This is a genomic window from Aeromicrobium sp. Sec7.5, assembly GCF_036867135.1.
GTDB lineage: Bacteria > Actinomycetota > Actinomycetes > Propionibacteriales > Nocardioidaceae > Aeromicrobium.
Genome location: NZ_JBAJIJ010000001.1, coordinates 1,744,024 through 1,757,048 on the forward strand (window position 1 = coordinate 1,744,024; position 13,025 = coordinate 1,757,048).

Below are 13,025 nucleotides of genomic sequence, written 5' to 3' on the forward strand. Positions count from 1 at the left end.
GTCAGATGCGGCAGGCGAGGATGTCGGTCACGAGGATGCCCCGCGCCCCGACGGCGTACAGGTCGTCCATGACGTGCTGGGCGCGGTCGCGCGGCACCATCGAGCGCACTGCGGACCAGCCCTCGCTGTGCAGCGGCGAGACCGTGGGCGACTCGATGCCGGGGGTCAGGCGCACGGCCTGCTCGACCTGGTCGGTGCGGATGTCGTAGTCCATCATCACGTAGCTGCGCGCCACCAGGACGCTGTCGAGACGGCGCTTGAAGACGTCGAAGCCCGCGGGGTCGCCCGTGCCGGATCGGCGGGCGAGTACCGCCTCGGACTCCAGGATCGGGTCGCCGAAGACCCGCAGACCCGCCTGTCGCAGCGTGGTGCCGGTCTCGACGACGTCGGCGATCGCGTCGGCGACCCCGAGGCGGATCGAGGACTCGACCGCCCCGTCGAGCCGCACGACCGACGCCTCGAGGCCCCGCTCGGCCAGATGCGCCTGCACGATGCCGCGGTACGAGGTGGCGATGCGGCGACCGGCGAGCTCCTCGACCGACTTGATGCCACCCTCGGGCGCGGCGAACCGGAACGTGGAGGCGGCGAAGCCGAGCGCCATGACCTCGTCGGCCTTGGCGCCGGAGTCGAGCAGCAGGTCACGCCCGGTCACGCCGACGTCGAGGGTGCCCTCGCCGACGTAGATCGCGATGTCACGCGGACGCAGGTAGAAGAACTCGACGTCGTTCTCGGCGTCGACACAGACGAGGTCCTTGGCGTTGCGGCGCTGCCGGTAGCCGGCCTCGGCGAGCATGAGCGACGCGGCCTCGGCGAGCGACCCCTTGTTGGGGACGGCGACCTTCAGCATGGGTGTTCTCTTTTCGGTGGGGGTGACGGTGCGCAGGAGTGGGGGTCTCCCCCTCACAGATGCGCGTACACGTCGTCCAGCGAGATGCCCTTCGCGATCATCATGACCTGCGCGTGGTACAGCAGCTGGCTGATCTCCTCGGCGGCTCGCGCGGCGTCCTCGTGCTCGGCGGCCATCCAGGACTCGGCGGCCTCCTCCACGAGCTTCTTGCCGATGGCGTGCACGCCGGCATCGAGCTCGGCGACGGTGCGCGAGCCCTCGGGTCGGGTGGCGGCCTTGTCGCTCAGCTCGGCGAACAGCTCGTCGAAGGTCTTCATGGCGTCCTCAGTCTAGGGGGCGTCCGAGACGAGCTCGCGCAGCACCTGCCAGGCACCCAGTGCGGCCTCCGCCGCCTCGCGACCCTTGTCCTCACGACTGCCCGGCAGACCGGCACGGTCGAGGGCCTGTTGGTCGTCGTCGCACGTGAGCAGACCGAAGCCGATCGGCACGCCGGTGTCGAGCGCGACCCGGGTCAGGCCGTCGGTCGCGGCCGTCGACACGAACTCGAAGTGCGGGGTCCCGCCGCGGATGATGACACCCAGGGCGACGACCGCGTCGAAGCCGGCCACCGCAGCGCCCTGGCAGACGAGCGGCAGCTCGAAGGACCCGGGAACGCGGATCAGCTCGATCTCGGTGACGCCCGCCTCGGCCAGCGCCTCCTGCGAACCGGCGATGAGCCCGTCCATGACCTCGGTGTGCCACAGCGACGCGACGATCGCGACGCGTGCGCCGCTTCCGTCAATGTCGAGTGCCGGTGCTCCGTGCCCTGCCATGTCGTCAGGCCTCCTCGGTCGTGGCGACGGGGAGCGGGAGGTCGTGGCCCATCCGCTCCGCCTTGGTCGTGAGGTAGCGCAGGTTGTGCTCCGTCGGCGCGATCTGCACCGGGATCCGCTCGCTGACCTTGACGCCGTAGCGCTCCAGGGCCGCCGACTTCTCCGGGTTGTTGGTCAGCAGCCGGACCGACTCGATCCCGAGGTCGCGCAGGATCTGGGCCGCGGCCGCGTAGTCACGCTCGTCCTCACCGAAGCCGAGCTCGAGGTTGGCCTCGACGGTGTCGCGACCGCGCTCCTGGAGCTCGTAGGCCTGCAGCTTGTGGAGCAGGCCGATGCCGCGGCCCTCGTGGCCACGCAGGTAGACCACGACACCGGCACCCTCGTCGGTCAGGGCCGCGAACGACGCCTGGAGCTGCGGGCCGCAGTCGCAACGTCGGGAACCGAGGACGTCGCCCGTGAGGCACTCGCTGTGCACGCGGACGAGGACGTCCTGGGTCGCCGGCTGGCCGTGCACCAAGGCGATGTGCTCGGAGGCGTCGATGCGGTCGCGGTAGCCGAGGGCCGTGAACGTGCCGAACTCGGTCGGCAGGTTGGTCGTGGCGAGCCGCTCGACCTGCTGCTCGAGACGGCGAAGGTGGATCTGCAGGTCCTCGATCGAGACGAGCGCGATGCCGTGCTCGTCGGCGAACTCGCGCAGCTCGGGCAGCCGCTTCAGGGTGCCGTCGTCGTTCATGACCTCGCCGATCACCCCGGCGGGGGTGAGGCCGGCCAGCCGGGAGAGGTCGACCGCAGCCTCGGTGTGTCCGGGCCGCTCGAGCACTCCGCCCGGCTTGGCCCGGAGCGGCACGATGTGACCCGGCTGCGTGATCTCGAACGGCTCGGTGGCCGAGTCGGCGAGGACCCGGCACGTGCGCGCGCGGTCGGAGGCCGAGATGCCGGTGGTGACTCCGTCGCGCGCGTCGATCGACACCGTGTACGCGGTGCGGAGGCGGTCGCGGTTGTGTGGGGTCATGAGCGGGATCGCGAGCCGGTCGAGGATGTCGCCCGTGATCGGCGCGCACACCAGGCCGCTCGAGTAGCGCACCAGGAAGGCCATGAGCTCGGGCGTGGCCTTGCTCGCGGCGAAGATGATGTCGCCCTCGTTCTCGCGGTCCTCGTCGTCGACGACCACGATCGCGCGGCCCGCGCGGATGTCGTCGATCGCGCGCTCGATCGGGTCGAGCACGACGCGCTGCGTCTCGGTCTGGCTCATGACTGCGGTCCTTCGCTCGGCTGGGGGGTGGTGCGGTGGGCGAGCATGCGCTCGACGTACTTGGCCAGGACGTCGACCTCGAGGTTGACGAGGTCACCGGGCTGGAGGGCGCCGAGCGTGGTGTCGGCGAGGGTCGTGGGGATCAGGGAGACGGAGAACCAGGTGGCCCCGGGGCCGTCGTCGGACCCGTCGCCGTCGACGACCTCGACGACCGTCAGGGAGACCCCCTGGACCGTGATCGAGCCCTTCTCGACGAGGTAGCGGGCCAGACCGTGCGGCACCGAGAAGCGCAGGACCTCCCAATGCTCGCTGGGCGTGCGGTCCAGGAGGCGGCCGGTGCCGTCGACGTGCCCCTGCACCAGGTGGCCCCCGAGACGGTCACCGACGGCCATCGCCCGCTCCAGGTTGACGGTCGAGCCGATGCCGAGCGCGCCGAGCGACGTGCGGGCCAGCGACTCCGCCATGACGTCGGCGGTGAAGGTGTCGGTGGTGGGGTCGACGACGGTCAGGCAGCAGCCGTTGACGGCGATCGAGTCACCGTGCCCGGCGTCGCTGGTCACGACGGCGTCGCGCACCGTGAGGCGCACGGCGTCACCCTGCTGCTCGATCGCGGTGATGGTGCCGATCGACTCGACGAGTCCGGTGAACATCAGACGTAGGTCTCCCTCGGTGCCTGGCCCGGGGTGCCCACGATGCGGATGTCCGGGCCGATCATCCGCAGGTCGTCGATCTGGATCGGGCGCAGGTCGGCCAGCGTGGCCGCCTCGCCCTCGAGCGCCGCGCGGCCGGAGCCCAGCATCGACGGCGCGATGTAGCCGATCACGCGGTCGATCAGGCCCGCCTTCCAGAATCCTCCGGCGAGGCGGGGGCCGCCCTCGAGCCACACGTGCTTGACGTGGTTCTCGGCCAGCTTGGCGAGCACCTCCTCGGGCTCGCGCGACTGGATCATGAGCGTCGGCGCGACCCGGTCGAAGACGCGGTAGTAGTTCGGGATCGTGGACTCCCCCACGACGACGCGCAGCGGCTGGAGCTCGTAGGGCAGCGGCAGGTCGTCGGCGTCGCGCACCGTGAGTCGCGGGTCGTCGGCCAGCACCGCGCCGGTGCCGGCGACGATCGCGTCGCACTGGGACCGGTACTGCTGCACGTCACGACGGGCGTCGGGCCCGGTGATCCACTTGCTCGAGCCGTCCGGCGCGGCGCTCAGTCCGTCCAGGGTGGCGGCGTACTTCCAGGTCACGAACGGGCGGCCGTGGGTCACGGCGAACCGCCAGGCGCGGTTGTGGGGCTCGGCCTCGTCGGCCAGGACCCCGGTCTCGACCTCGATGCCGGCGGCGCGCAGCACGTCGGCTCCCCCACCGGCCTCGGGATGGGGGTCGGTCTGCGCCACCACGACCCGCGCGACGCCCGCCCGGATCAGCGCCTCGGTGCACGGGCCGGTGTTGCCGACGTGCCGGCACGGCTCCAGCGTCACGACGGCCGTCCCGCCGCGGGCCCGCTCCCCGGCAGCTGCGAGCGCCTCGATCTCCGCGTGAGCACCCTGGCGCACCGTGGCGCCGACGCCGACCTCGACACCGTCCGCGTCGAGCACGACGCAGCCGACGGTGGGGTTGGGCAGGCAGTTTCCGCGCTCGCGCGCTGCATCGATCGCGCGGCGCATGGCTGTCTCGATCCGGCCCTGCAGCTCGATCTCGCTCGCCATGGGTACCTCCGGTCGGGCTCACGGCCACGAGGCGACGGGAGGGCTGTGGGGCGGACGTGTCCCGTGCGGGACCGTCCGTCGTCGTCCCTCCGCGCGGGGAGGACGACGACCCACGACTCTTCCCTTCCGGACTTTCACCGTCGGTCCCGGAGTTCCACCAGGTCAACCGGGTCCAGGTGGACACGGGTCGCGGACTGTCACCGCCGGCTCGGAATTGCACCGACCCCAGAGTCTGTGAGCGATTTCTCGTTCACGTCCGATTCTACTCAGGCGCGAAATGCGTCCGATCAGTGCCCACAGGCCGAGACCGCGGCGGACCGCAGCGCCTCGACCATGTGCTCGGGGTCGTCGGCCCCGAAGACGGCCGAACCGGCCACGAAGACGTCGGCCCCGGCCTCGGCGCACCGCTCGATCGTGTCGAGCGAGACGCCGCCGTCGACCTGGAGCCACACGTCGCCGCCGCTCGCCGCGATGAGCTCGCGCGCCCGGCGGATCTTCGGCAGGCACAGGTCGAGGAACTTCTGCCCGCCGAACCCCGGCTCGACCGTCATGACCAGCACCATGTCGAGCTCGGGCAGGAGGTCGGCGTACGGCTCGATCGGCGTCGCGGGCTTGAGCGCCATCGAGGCGCGGGCGCCCTGCGCGCGGATCTCGCGCGCCAGCCGCACCGGAGCCGCGGCCGCCTCGACGTGGAACGTGATGCTGCCCGCGCCCGCTTCGGCGTAGGCCGGGGCCCAGCGGTCCGGGTCGGCGATCATGAGGTGGGCGTCGATCGGTTGCGCCGCCGCCTTGCCGAGCGCCTCGATGACCGGCAGTCCGAGGGTGAGGTTCGGGACGAAGTGGTTGTCCATGACGTCCATGTGGAGCCAGTCCGCGCTCGGGATGCGAGCGGCCTCGTCGGCGAGGTGCGCGAAGTCGGCGTTCAGCAGGCTCGGCGTGATCTGGATGCCCATGGCGGGCAGCCTAGCGAGCGGGCGCGCTCGTCCCGGGACCTGGTCAGCGCTTGCGGAGCAGGGCGACGAACATCGCGTCGGTGCCGTCGCGGTGCGGCCACCACCGGTCGACTCGCTCCAGGACCGCGACCCCGCGTCCGACCGTCTCGATGACGTCGAGCGTCTCCGCCGGGGACGGCGAACAGGTCGCGTACGCCAGGACCCCGCCCGGGCGCAACAGGTCGACTCCCCGGCGCAGCAGCGCCTGCTGCAGCGGCTGGAGGGCCTTGAGGTCCTCGGGGGTCCGGCGCCACCGGGCCTCCGGCCTCCGGCGGAGCGCACCGAGGCCGGTGCAGGGCGCGTCGATCAGGATGCGGTCGAACGATCCCGGTTCCCAGGGCCCCTCCCGGCCGTCGTAGGACGTGACCTCGACCTCGGGCAGCGCACGCAACGACTGCCGGACCAGCTCCGCCCGGTGCGGCTGGACCTCGTTGGCGACCAGGTGGGCGCCCCGTTCGGCGGCGAGGGCACCGAGCAACGCCGCCTTGCCGCCCGGCCCGGCGCACAGGTCGAGCCATCGGGTGCGGGGTGGCTCGAGCGGCAGGTCGACGAGCGCCTTCGCGACGAGCTGCGAGCCCTCGTCCTGGACCGCGGCCCGCCCCTCCCGGACCGCGGCGATGGCACCGGGGTCGCCCCCGTCGAGCACGACGGCCCAGGGCGACAGCAGGCCGGGGGTCCCAGGAAGCTCCTTGACCGTCGCCAGCCGGGGCCGCGCCACCAACGTGACCTTCGGCGGCACGTTGTCGGCCGCCAGGAGCTCCTCGAGCTCGTGCGCCGCGTCGACGGCCAGGAGGGAGCGCCGCAGCTCGGCCACGACCCAGGTCGGGTGCGAGTAGCGGACAGCGAGGGCGTCGTCGCCGGTGAGGCCCTCGGTCACGAGGTCGATCCAGCTCGCGAGGTCACGCTCGGAGACCCGTCGCAGGATCGCGTTGACGAAGCCCGCGGGCTTGTGGCCGACGACGCGCTTGACCAGCGCCACCGACGTCGAGACGGCCGCGTGGTCGGGCACCCGCATCGCGAGCAGCTGGTGGGCTCCCAGACGCAGCACGTCGCGGACCGCCGGGTCGAGGTCACGCTTCGCGAGGTGGTCGACGACGGCGTCGTAGGTGCCCTGCCAGCGGATCGTGCCGTGGGTGAGCTCGGTCGCGAAGGCGGCGTCGCGACTGTCGAGGTTCTGCTCGCTCATCAGGCGCGGCAGCAGGAGGTTGACGTAGGCGTCGTCCTCGCGCACCGCCGCCAGCACCGTGTACGCGACCCCGCGCGCCAGGTCCGTCATGCCGGCACCGGTCCGGAGAAGGACCCTGGCGGGTCGGCGAGGCCGCGGCCCCAGTCGGCGGCGGCCATGGGCTTCTTGCCGTGCGGGACGACGGTGCCCAGCACGACGTCGGTCGTGGCGGTGCCCACCCGGACCTCGCGCTTGCCGAACTGCACCTGGCCCGGGGCGAGGGTCGACTCCTCGGCGATCGTGAGCGGCTCGATCTTGACCCTGAGGTCGCCCAGCTCAGTCCAGGCGCCAGGGGCGGGCGTGCACCCCCGTACGTGGCGGTCGATCGCGAACGCCGGGCGGTTCCAGGTGATGCGAGCGTCGTCCGTGGTGAGCTTCGGGGCCAGGCTGACGAGCTCGTCGTCCTGCTGCTGCACGCCGATGTCACCGTCCTCGATGTGGTCGAGGGCATCGACGAGCAGTCGGGCGCCCTCGTCGGCGAGCCGCGACAGAAGCGTGCCGGCGGTGTCCTCCGGGCGGATGCGCTCGGTGATGACACCGAGCACCGGGCCCTCGTCGAGGCCCTCCGTGAGGCTGAAGACGCTGGCGCCCGTGACCTCGTCACCGGCCATGATCGAGCGCTGGACGGGTGCTGCACCACGCCAGGACGGCAGCACCGAGAAGTGCAGGTTGACCCAGCCGTACTGCGGGACGTCGAGGGCCTCACGGCGGATCAGCGCGCCGTAGGCGACGATCGGGCAGCAGTCCGGGGCGATCTCCCGCAACCGGCCCAGGAACTCCGGGTCCGAGGGCTTCGCGGGCTTGAGGACCTCGATGCCGTGCTCGGTGGCGAGCTGTGCGACCGGCGAGTCCACCAGGGTGCGCCCGCGGCCGGCACGGGCGTCGGGTCGGGTCACGACGGCGGCGACCTCGTGCCGGCTCGCGATCAGCGCGCGCAACGAGGGCAGGGCGGTCTCGGGGGTTCCGGCGAAGACGATTCTCATCGCGGCCGAGTCTAGGGACTCCCCCACCGGGCCCTCACCTGGCTAGGCTCGGGGCTGCCAGACCGAGGAGGGCCATGAGCTTCCAGGCGTACATCGACGCGATCGAGACGAAGACCGGCAGGATCCCGCAGGAGCTGGTCGACGAGGCGCACGCGCGCGGGTTCGGCCCGGACACGAAGGCGGGCGAGATCGTGGCGTGGCTCGCCGACGCGTACGCACTCGGCCGGGGGCACGCCATGGCCCTGGTGCACGTGGTGAAGAACGGCCCGCAGATCCCCGACAAGCACGTCGGCACGGCCGGCAGCCACAGCGATGAGTCGAACGTGCTCCGGCTCGACGGCATCGCGCGCCGCTGACCGCCCTCGGGAGCGTGGGACGACCTCAGAACGTCAGGGGATCGACCTGCACGCGCACCGGCGACTCCTTGGCGGCACTGCGCTCGGCCGAGACGGCACGGAGCCCTGCTGACAGGGCTGCACCCTCGGACCGGGGGGCCCGGAGCACCAGGCGTTCGACGGTCGGGTCGCGCGGGTCGGCCGCGACGGGTCCCAGCACCTCCGTGTGCGGGGTCCACGGCCGGCCGGCCAGGACGCTCAGGACCTGCGACGAGGCCTCGAGCGTGGCCAGGCGACCGAACGGCGGCAGGTGCGTGTCGCGGCGCTGCTCGAGCTCGCGCCGGGCGAGGCCGACCGGATCCACGCGCACGAGAGCCTGGAGGGTCGCCGGGTCACCGACCGCGATCGACCGGCCGGTCGGAGCCGCCATCGCCAGCGCGTTGAACCAGCGCCGGTGCGCCTCCTCGACGACGCGGACGTCGTCGCGCCCCAGGGCGAGCCACGTGTCCATCAGCACGACGACCGCGTAGCCGCCGGCGACCCGCGGCTCGGCGCCCGGCGTGGCGAGCACGATGCGCCGGCCCGGTTCAACCTCGCTCAGCACGGAGTCGCCACCGGAGGTCACGATCTCGTGATCCGGGAACGCCTTGGCGTACTCCTCCGCCGTGCGGAGCTGTCCGACCACGGGTGCGCGCAACCGGGCCGAGCCGCAGCTCGGGCAGGACCAGTCGGGAGCGGGGGTCGCGCACCACCGGCACACGAGCGTGGCCTTCGAGGAGAGCTGCACCAGCGGACCCGCGCACGCCCGGCAGCGGGCCGGTTCACGGCAGGACTGGCACGACAACGACGCCCGGTAGCCGCGTCGCGGCACCTGAACGAGCACGGTGCCCTCGGACTCGCGGACCGCACGGAAAACCTCGGTCGGCAGGCGCGCCGGCGCCGATCCGTGGGTCGAGCCGTCGGTGACGTTCGGGCGGACCCAGGCGGCGCGGCGCACGTCGTCGTCGGCCGTCAGGTCGACGCACCACCCCGAGTCGACGAGCGCCTGGGCCTCGGCGCTGCGGGCGTGGCCGGCCAGCAGGACCCCGGCGTCGTGCTCGACCGCCCGGGTCAGCAGGATCTCCCGCGCGTGCGGATAGGGGGCGCGTGGCTCGGCGAAGAGGTCGTCGCCGTCGTCCCACATCGCCACCAGCCCGAGGTCGTGGACCGGCGCCCACGCCGCGGCCCGGGTGCCCAGCACCACGGGGACGTCGCCCCGACGGGCCGCGAGGAACGCCCGGTACCGCGCGGCCGGTCCCTGCCCCGCTGAGAGGACCACATGCCGGCCACCGCCGAGGACGGACGTGAACACGGCGTGCCAGCGGTCGAGGTCAGTGGCGTCCGGCACGCACACGACGGCCCCCCGGCCGGCGTGGAGCGTCGCCAGGACGGCACGGGCGACGACCTCGGCCGGGTCCTCCGTCGGCAGCACCGACCGGACCCCGCGGGCCGGACGACGGTCGCGGAGCGCACCGAGGAACGCTGCCGCGCCCGGGACGTCGGGCCAGGCCTCGGGGTCCGGCGCGGGGAGAGCTTCGGCCGGCGCGGCGGGCCGGTCGCGCGCCTCCGTGCGCGCGTGCCGGGGTGGAATCGCCAGCCGGAGGACGTCGCTCGTGGTGCCGGCCCACCGGTCGACGACCGCGTGCGCCAGCGCCACGATCTCCGGTGCCAGCACGGGTTCGGGCGACACGACCTTGACCAGGGGCGCCAGCGCTCCCTCGTGATCGCTCGCGGCCACCCGCTCGAGCAGGAAGCCGTCGGTCCGGCGGCCGGCGAAGCGGACCTTGACGCGGCTGCCCGGCACCGCGGCCTCGTGGAGCGTGGCGGGGACGAGGTAGTCGAACGGCCGGTCGAGGTGGGCCAGGCCGGTGTCGACCTGCACCCGTGCGACCGGCAGCTCGGGCGCGGGATCCGGCAGGGGTCTACTCGGCGTGGCCGCGGGCTTGCGGACAGGCTCGGCGACCATCCCGAGATCGAGCTGCCCGTCGTCCGCCACCCGGCAGTTCTACCAGCCGCGACCGACGGGCCAGGTCCGCGCGGACCCGTGGGGCGGTGAGTGCGCCACCTTTCAGCCCATGTCGCTGGGCCCGCGGTGGCGCAGCCACCTTTCGGACCCCTCGAAAGGTGGTTCACTCACCGCCCTCACCCGCGGTCCGTCCCGAAAGGTGGCTGGCTCACCGCCCCGCGCCGGACGGGGAACGGCCCCCGTCCCCGGGCGGGGACGAGGGCCGTTGCGTGCGGCGGGCTGCTGCGGATCAGACGCCGGCGGCCTTGCGCAGCGCGTCGGCGCGGTCGGTGCTCTCCCACGGCAGGCCGGCGCGGCCGAAGTGGCCGTACGCGGCGGTCTGCGCGTAGATGGGACGCAGCAGGTCGAGGTCGCGGACGATCGCGCCGGGACGCAGGTCGAAGACCTCGAGCACGGCGGTGCGGATCGTCTCGACGGGGACCGTCTCGGTGCCGTAGGTGTCGACGTAGAAGCCGACCGGCTTGGACACGCCGATCGCGTACGCGACCTGCACCTCGGCCTTGGTGGCCAGGCCCGAGGCGACGATGTTCTTGGCGACCCAGCGCATCGCGTAGGCGGCCGAGCGGTCGACCTTCGACGGGTCCTTGCCCGAGAACGCGCCGCCGCCGTGGCGGGCGTAGCCGCCGTAGGTGTCGACGATGATCTTGCGGCCGGTCAGGCCCACGTCGCCCATCGGGCCACCGATGACGAAGCGCCCGGTGGGGTTGATGTGCATCGTGTAGTCGCTGGAGTCGATGTCGTACTGCGCCAGGACCGTGTCGATGACGTGCTTCTTGATGTCGTTCGGGAGCTGGTTCTCCAGGTCGACGCCGTCCTCGTGCTGGGTCGAGACCACGACGGCCTCGACGCGGACCGGCTTGTCGTTGTCGTCGTACTCGATGGTGACCTGGGTCTTGCCGTCAGGACGCAGGTACGGCAGCGTGCCGTCCTTGCGCACCGCGGTGAGCTGCTCGGCCAGACGATGCGCGATCGTGATCGGCAGCGGCATGAGCTCGGGGGTCTCGTCGACCGCGAAGCCGAACATCAGGCCCTGGTCGCCGGCACCCTGCAGGTCGAGCGGATCGGTCGCGCCACCGACGCGACCCTCCTCGGCGGTGTCGACGCCCTGCGCGATGTCGGGCGACTGCGCGTCCAGCGTGATCTGCACGCCGCAGGTCTCGCCGTCGAAGCCCTTGACGGATGAGTCGTAGCCGATCTCGAGCACGCGGTCACGGGCGATGCGTGCGATGTCGGCGTAGGCCTCGGTCGTGACCTCGCCACCGACGATGATCAGGCCCGTCGTGATGAAGGTCTCGGCCGCGACACGGCTCTTGGGATCCTGGGCCAGAAGGGCGTCGAGGACGCTGTCGCTGATCTGGTCGGCGATCTTGTCCGGGTGACCCTCGGTCACGGACTCGGACGTGAAAAGTCGGCTCACAATGCTCCTGGTCGGGGTTGAGGCACAGCTGGGTTCGGGAAACGCTCGGCGCGCGGGCGCGATGGAGCCGCGCGCGGGGCACGGCACAGTCTAGACAACGTCTCAGCTGGTGTCGGGTTATCCCACGTCGTGGAACGTCGTGGGACTCAGGCCAGCAGGTCCGCGACGTGCCGCCAGATCTCGTGGGACAGCGCGGACTTCTGGCCGAGCGGGACCTCGTGCGCCTCGCCGCCGGCCGTCAGGATGACGGCCTCGCTGTCGGTGCGTCCGAAGACCTTGCCCTCGCTGACGTCGTTGACCACGAGCAGCTCGCAGCCCTTGCGCGCCAGCTTGGCCCTGGCGTGGTCGAGCACGGTGCCGTTGGCGTCGCCGGTCTCGGCCGCGAAGCCGACGACGACCGGGACGCCGGGGCGCGTCGACGCGTCTCGCTGGCGCACGACCTCGACGAGCACGTCCGGGTTCTCGACGAGCTCGATCGTGGGCGCCTGGCCGTCCGCCCGCTTCTTGATCTTGGCGTCGGCGAAGGACACGGGCCGGAAGTCGGCGGGGGCCGCCGCCATGACGACGGCGTCGGCCTGCGCCGCGTGCTCGAGCGTGGCCCGCCGCAGGTCCTCGGTCGAGACGACCTCGACGAGCTCGACGCCTGCGGGGGTCGGGACCGCGACGTTGGCGGCCACGAGCGTGACGCGGGCGCCGCGCGCGACCGCGGCCTCGGCGAGCGCGACGCCCTGCAGGCCCGAGGACCGGTTGCCCAGGTACCGCACGGGGTCGAGGTACTCGCGGGTGCCACCGGCCGTGACGACCACGTGGCGTCCGCTCAGGTCGCGGGGATGGCCCGCGAGCAGCGCCGTGGCCGCGGCAGCGATCTGCTCCGGCTCGGGAAGGCGACCGGGGCCGGAGTCGGAGCCGGTCAGACGACCGACCGCGGGGTCGAGGACGGTGACGCCCCGGTCGCGCAGCGTGGCGACATTGGCCACCGTCGCGGCGTGCTCCCACATCTCGGTGTGCATCGCCGGGGCCATCAGCACGGGACACCGCGCGGTCAGGAGCGTGTTGGTGAGCAGGTCGTCGGCCATGCCCGCCGCGGCGCGCGCGAGCGTGTTGGCCGTGGCGGGGGCCACGACGACCAGGTCGGCGTTCTGCCCGAGCCGGACGTGCGGCACCTCGTGCACGTTCTCGAAGACCCCGGTCTGCACCGGGCGACCCGACAGGGCCTCCCACGTGGCGCGGCCGACGAACTCGAGGGCAGCGTCAGTGGGGACGACCGTGACGCCGTGCCCGGCCTCGGTGAACAGCCGGACCAGGAGCGCGGCCTTGTAGGCCGCGACTCCCCCGCTGACTCCGAGGACGATCTCGCTGGGTCGCTGGCGCTCGTTCATCGGCGGACAGCTGCGGTGA

At 72.7% G+C, this 13,025-nt stretch carries 13 protein-coding genes and 1 riboswitch; of the genes, 1 reads left to right on the forward strand and 12 read right to left on the reverse strand.

Annotated features, from left to right (window positions below; genetic code table 11):
• Position 1: 1 nt before the first annotated feature.
• The 9 genes from hisG to fmt all read right to left on the reverse strand — a co-directional run bounded on the left by hisG (position 2) and on the right by fmt (position 7,810).
• Positions 2-847, reverse strand: a complete 846-nt coding sequence (hisG, locus tag V6S66_RS08730; RefSeq protein WP_334206354.1) for an ATP phosphoribosyltransferase — start codon at positions 845-847, stop codon at positions 2-4.
• A 53-nt stretch (positions 848-900) separates the two neighbouring features.
• The gene (locus V6S66_RS08735; RefSeq protein ID WP_334206355.1) at positions 901-1,164 is read right to left on the reverse strand and encodes a phosphoribosyl-ATP diphosphatase; all 264 of its coding nucleotides are present in this window, start codon (positions 1,162-1,164) and stop codon (positions 901-903) included.
• A 12-nt stretch (positions 1,165-1,176) separates the two neighbouring features.
• Complete coding sequence (gene ribH / locus V6S66_RS08740; protein WP_334206356.1) at positions 1,177-1,659, reverse strand: 6,7-dimethyl-8-ribityllumazine synthase; 483 nt, start codon at positions 1,657-1,659, stop codon at positions 1,177-1,179.
• Between the two features lie 4 nt (positions 1,660-1,663).
• Positions 1,664-2,911: a bifunctional 3,4-dihydroxy-2-butanone-4-phosphate synthase/GTP cyclohydrolase II gene (locus V6S66_RS08745; RefSeq protein ID WP_334206357.1), complete on the reverse strand. Its 1,248-nt coding sequence runs from the start codon at positions 2,909-2,911 to the stop codon at positions 1,664-1,666.
• Positions 2,908-3,561, reverse strand: coding sequence for a riboflavin synthase (locus tag V6S66_RS08750; protein WP_334206358.1), 654 nt, complete (start codon positions 3,559-3,561; stop codon positions 2,908-2,910). Before V6S66_RS08750 ends, V6S66_RS08745 begins: the two co-directional genes overlap by 4 nt.
• Positions 3,561-4,592 (reverse strand): bifunctional diaminohydroxyphosphoribosylaminopyrimidine deaminase/5-amino-6-(5-phosphoribosylamino)uracil reductase RibD, encoded by a 1,032-nt coding sequence (gene ribD / locus V6S66_RS08755; RefSeq protein WP_334207247.1) that lies wholly within the window; start codon positions 4,590-4,592, stop codon positions 3,561-3,563. Before ribD ends, V6S66_RS08750 begins: the two co-directional genes overlap by 1 nt.
• Positions 4,593-4,720: 128 nt before the next feature.
• Positions 4,721-4,847: riboswitch (FMN riboswitch) on the reverse strand.
• Between the two features lie 50 nt (positions 4,848-4,897).
• Entirely contained in the window at positions 4,898-5,563 is a 666-nt protein-coding gene (gene rpe / locus V6S66_RS08760) for a ribulose-phosphate 3-epimerase (protein ID WP_334206359.1), read from the reverse strand.
• 43 nt (positions 5,564-5,606) lie between these two features.
• Complete coding sequence (locus tag V6S66_RS08765) at positions 5,607-6,878, reverse strand: transcription antitermination factor NusB (protein WP_334206360.1); 1,272 nt, start codon at positions 6,876-6,878, stop codon at positions 5,607-5,609.
• Positions 6,875-7,810, reverse strand: a complete 936-nt coding sequence (gene fmt / locus V6S66_RS08770) for a methionyl-tRNA formyltransferase (protein ID WP_334206361.1) — start codon at positions 7,808-7,810, stop codon at positions 6,875-6,877. The genes V6S66_RS08765 and fmt overlap by 4 nt, the downstream gene beginning before the upstream one ends.
• A gap of 74 nt (positions 7,811-7,884) precedes the next feature.
• Here fmt and V6S66_RS08775 point away from each other — a divergent pair, with 74 nt between their 5' ends.
• Positions 7,885-8,166: a DUF4287 domain-containing protein gene (locus V6S66_RS08775; protein WP_334206362.1), complete on the forward strand. Its 282-nt coding sequence runs from the start codon at positions 7,885-7,887 to the stop codon at positions 8,164-8,166.
• A 25-nt stretch (positions 8,167-8,191) separates the two neighbouring features.
• Here the strand turns inward: V6S66_RS08775 and V6S66_RS08780 are convergent, their stop codons facing one another.
• The 3 genes from V6S66_RS08780 to coaBC all read right to left on the reverse strand — a co-directional run bounded on the left by V6S66_RS08780 (position 8,192) and on the right by coaBC (position 13,006).
• Positions 8,192-10,180, reverse strand: a complete 1,989-nt coding sequence (locus tag V6S66_RS08780; protein WP_334206363.1) for a primosome assembly protein PriA — start codon at positions 10,178-10,180, stop codon at positions 8,192-8,194.
• 259 nt (positions 10,181-10,439) lie between these two features.
• Positions 10,440-11,630 (reverse strand): methionine adenosyltransferase, encoded by a 1,191-nt coding sequence (metK, locus tag V6S66_RS08785; RefSeq protein WP_334207248.1) that lies wholly within the window; start codon positions 11,628-11,630, stop codon positions 10,440-10,442.
• Between the two features lie 143 nt (positions 11,631-11,773).
• Complete coding sequence (gene coaBC / locus V6S66_RS08790; protein WP_334206364.1) at positions 11,774-13,006, reverse strand: bifunctional phosphopantothenoylcysteine decarboxylase/phosphopantothenate--cysteine ligase CoaBC; 1,233 nt, start codon at positions 13,004-13,006, stop codon at positions 11,774-11,776.
• Positions 13,007-13,025 lie beyond the last annotated feature (19 nt).

Excerpts from the sequence above, each read along its gene's own strand:
- hisG (WP_334206354.1), bottom strand. The coding sequence starts at position 847 with ATGCTGAAGGTCGCCGTCCCCAACAAGGGGTCGCTCGCCGAGGCCGCG.
- V6S66_RS08735 (WP_334206355.1), bottom strand. The coding sequence starts at position 1,164 with ATGAAGACCTTCGACGAGCTGTTCGCCGAGCTGAGCGACAAGGCCGCC.
- ribH (WP_334206356.1), bottom strand. The coding sequence starts at position 1,659 with ATGGCAGGGCACGGAGCACCGGCACTCGACATTGACGGAAGCGGCGCA.
- V6S66_RS08745 (WP_334206357.1), bottom strand. The coding sequence starts at position 2,911 with ATGAGCCAGACCGAGACGCAGCGCGTCGTGCTCGACCCGATCGAGCGC.
- V6S66_RS08750 (WP_334206358.1), bottom strand. The coding sequence starts at position 3,561 with ATGTTCACCGGACTCGTCGAGTCGATCGGCACCATCACCGCGATCGAG.
- rpe (WP_334206359.1), bottom strand. The coding sequence starts at position 5,563 with ATGGGCATCCAGATCACGCCGAGCCTGCTGAACGCCGACTTCGCGCAC.
- V6S66_RS08765 (WP_334206360.1), bottom strand. The coding sequence starts at position 6,878 with ATGACGGACCTGGCGCGCGGGGTCGCGTACACGGTGCTGGCGGCGGTG.
- fmt (WP_334206361.1), bottom strand. The coding sequence starts at position 7,810 with ATGAGAATCGTCTTCGCCGGAACCCCCGAGACCGCCCTGCCCTCGTTG.
- V6S66_RS08775 (WP_334206362.1), top strand. The coding sequence starts at position 7,885 with ATGAGCTTCCAGGCGTACATCGACGCGATCGAGACGAAGACCGGCAGG.
- coaBC (WP_334206364.1), bottom strand. The coding sequence starts at position 13,006 with ATGAACGAGCGCCAGCGACCCAGCGAGATCGTCCTCGGAGTCAGCGGG.